Here is a 2,741-nt window from a genome sequence, read left to right as displayed (position 1 = left end):
GCCGCGCGCGCGTCCACCGCCTCGGCCAGGAGCCCGAGCAGCGCGCGGTGCGACGAGTCCGCCTGCTGCGCCACCGTGCGCAGCGCCGCCGCGTGCGCGGCCTCCAGCGCCCGCTCGGCGGGGACGCGCAGGTCGGGCTGCACGCCGTCGCGCTCCCACTCCTTCCCGGTCTTCGGGTCGGTGACGCGCGTGATCGAGACGCTGACGACGAAGCCGTGCCCCGCCGGCACCGCGCGCACCATGTGCCCCGCGCCCGCCGTGCGGTCGCCGACGATCGTCGCCCGCCCCTGGTTCTTGAGCACGAAGCTGAACTCCTCCGCCGCCGACCCGGTCCCCTGGCTCGTGAGCACGTAGAGCGGGACGTCGGGGCGCCGCGGGCCCGGGACCCTGGCGACGCTCCGCTCGATCTCGTCGCGCCCGGTGCCGCGCTCGACGACGCGGATCGTCGGCACCGGCGTCTCGCCGAGGAAGTGGCTGAAGACGAGGTGGCTCATCGCGCCGCTCCCGCCGCCGTTGCGGCGCACGTCGACGATCAGCGCGTCGGTGCGCGAGAGGAAGCGCAGCGCGTCGGCCACCGCCTCCTCATAGCCCGGCGCCCCCTGGAAGCCGGTGATCTCGAGGTAGCCGACGTTGCCGGGGAGGACCTCGACCTTCGTCAGCCCGAAGTTCGTGCTCCGCGCCGGCGGCGGCCCGGCCGGCGCGCGCCCCGGCCCCGCGCCGCCCGCGTGCCGCAGCCCGAGGTGCAGGTCGCCGTTCACCGCCCGCAGGTCGGTGGTCACCAGCTCGGCGAACCGCGCGGGGGCCGCCGCCGTGTCGTACGCGCCGGCGCGGAGCCGGGCGCGCAGCCGGTCGGCGATCAGGCGCGCCGTGTCGGCGCTGACGTACATCCGCGCCATGCGGGCGGCGACGGTGTCGATCACCTCGGCGCGGGCGGCCGCGGTGAGGGGGGCGGGCTGCTGGGCGCCGACGGGGGCGGCGACCAGGAGGGCGAGGGCGAGACGGCGCATGGGGACCTCCGGGGGTGAGCGGGCAAAACGTATACGTTTCGCGGGCCCGCGGAGATTCGGACACCCGGGACCCCCGGGCCGGTTTACCGCAGCCGGTCGCGGATGCGCGCCGGGAGGAGGAGGTCGTCCGCGATCGCGGCGATCTCCTCGGCCTCCCGCCACGCCCGCTCCAGCTCGGCGAGCTCCCCCTCCATGGCGCGCCGCTCCTGCTCCGCGTGCGCGGCCATCTCGAGCGCCAGCCGCATCGACGCCGGCAGGGTGCCGAGGAGAAGCGCGCGCCGCGGGTCGGCGCGGCCGGCCGCCGCATCGAGGTGGCGTGCGGCGTCGATGAAGAGCCGGTCGACCGTGCGGGCGCCCTCGAGCACGCCGAGCGCCTCGTCGACGGTGCGGCGCGCGCCGCCGCCGACGTTGACGTGCGGCAGGATGCGCCCGGCGGCGCGGCGCGCGGCGTCGCCGCGCAGCAGGAGCGAGGGCGTCTCGTGGCGCAGCCCCGTCGCGCCGTAGCGCAGCCGCTCGCCGTCGCCCATGTGCGCCACCTCCAGCGCCCAGTCGTCGACGCCGCCCGCGTGCAGCCGCGCGCGCCCCGCGTGCAGCGCCGCGAGCCGGAGCTCGCGCGCGCCGCCGTCGGGCTGCGGGACGTCCACGCGCGCCACGACGCGGCGTCGCATCCACCAGTGCATCCCGGCCTGGTAGCCGAGGCTGACCGCGTTGATCGCGCCGCCGGCGAGGAGGCCGGTGACCGGCCCGCCGACGATCACCGCCGCGCCGACCGCGACGCCGACGCCGGCCAGCCCGATCTGCCGCCGCCGCCGGCGCCCGAACTGGTCGCCGTAGCGCCACGCCGCCAGCTCGCGCGGCGGCGGCGCGCCGACGCGCACCAGCTCCGTCCCGTCGGCCACGCGCGCCAGCCCGACGTTGTCGGTCGCGATGCGCCGCCGCGCGCGCGAGAACAGCGCCTCCGCCTCCTCGATCGCCGCCCACCGCTCCTCGAGCGGCGTGAGGTTCCACCGCGCGCAGCGGCGGCAGACGACCCACAGCCGCCCCTTCGCGGCGTCGTACGCGAGCCGGCGCCCGACGGGGAAGTGCTCCACCGCCGCGTTGCGCCCGAGGTCCGCCTGGCAGAAGAGGCAGCGCGCGTACACGGCGGCGCGCGTCCTAGGGCGCGGGGGCGCGGAGCACGGCGCGCGCGGCGAGCACGCCGCCGCGCGCGGCCCCCTCGAGGGAGCTGGTGTGCGCGGCCTCGGAGGCGCGGTAGAGCCCGGGCAGCGCGTACGCGACGTCGCCGCGCCGCGCGGCGGCGGCCAGCGGCTGCGGGAACTGCGACCAGGGCACCCGCTCGACGGCCACCGGCGACAGCGCGTCGGGGGCGAGCGGCGCGAGTCGCGCGGCGGCGCGCAGCGCGCCGACGATCTCGTCGCCGTCGCGCAGCAGCGTCGCGCCGTCGCGGTCGGCGTGCGCGCCCACCGCCGTGGCGGCGAGCAGGTGGCGCCCGCGGCGCGCGTCGGGCGTCGCGTACTCGGGCGCGACCTCGGTGAGCGTCACCGCGTGCGCGATCGGCGCGTCGGGGCGCGCGCCCAGCCAGATCGCGCGCCCGGGGAGCGGGGCCTCGTCGCACGCGAGGAACGCCGTCGTGCCGCCGAGCGGCCCGCCTGCGGCGGGGGCGGCGACGGCGAGGCCGGCGGCGCGCGCCAGGGCGGCGGCCGCGTCGCCGTCGGTGGCCAGCACGACGGCGTC

At 79.3% G+C, this 2,741-nt stretch carries 3 protein-coding genes; all 3 read right to left on the bottom strand.

Annotated features, from left to right (window positions below; translation table 11 throughout):
- A partial coding sequence (locus PYV61_RS23685) for a S41 family peptidase (protein WP_275836342.1) occupies positions 1-1,007 on the bottom strand: 1,007 nt, incomplete at its 3' end.
- Positions 1,008-1,090: 83 nt separating this feature from the next.
- A complete protein-coding gene (locus PYV61_RS23680; protein WP_275836341.1) occupies positions 1,091-2,149 on the bottom strand; it encodes a hypothetical protein in 1,059 nt (352 codons plus the stop codon).
- Between the two features lie 13 nt (positions 2,150-2,162).
- Positions 2,163-2,741: FAD-dependent oxidoreductase (locus PYV61_RS23675; RefSeq protein WP_275836340.1), on the bottom strand; the 579-nt coding region annotated here is incomplete at its 5' end.

It is taken from the genome of Roseisolibacter sp. H3M3-2, from assembly GCF_029211165.1.
GTDB lineage: Bacteria > Gemmatimonadota > Gemmatimonadetes > Gemmatimonadales > Gemmatimonadaceae > Roseisolibacter.
The sequence above is the reverse complement of the archived record's forward strand: the minus strand, read 5'-3'. Positions and strand labels throughout refer to the sequence as shown.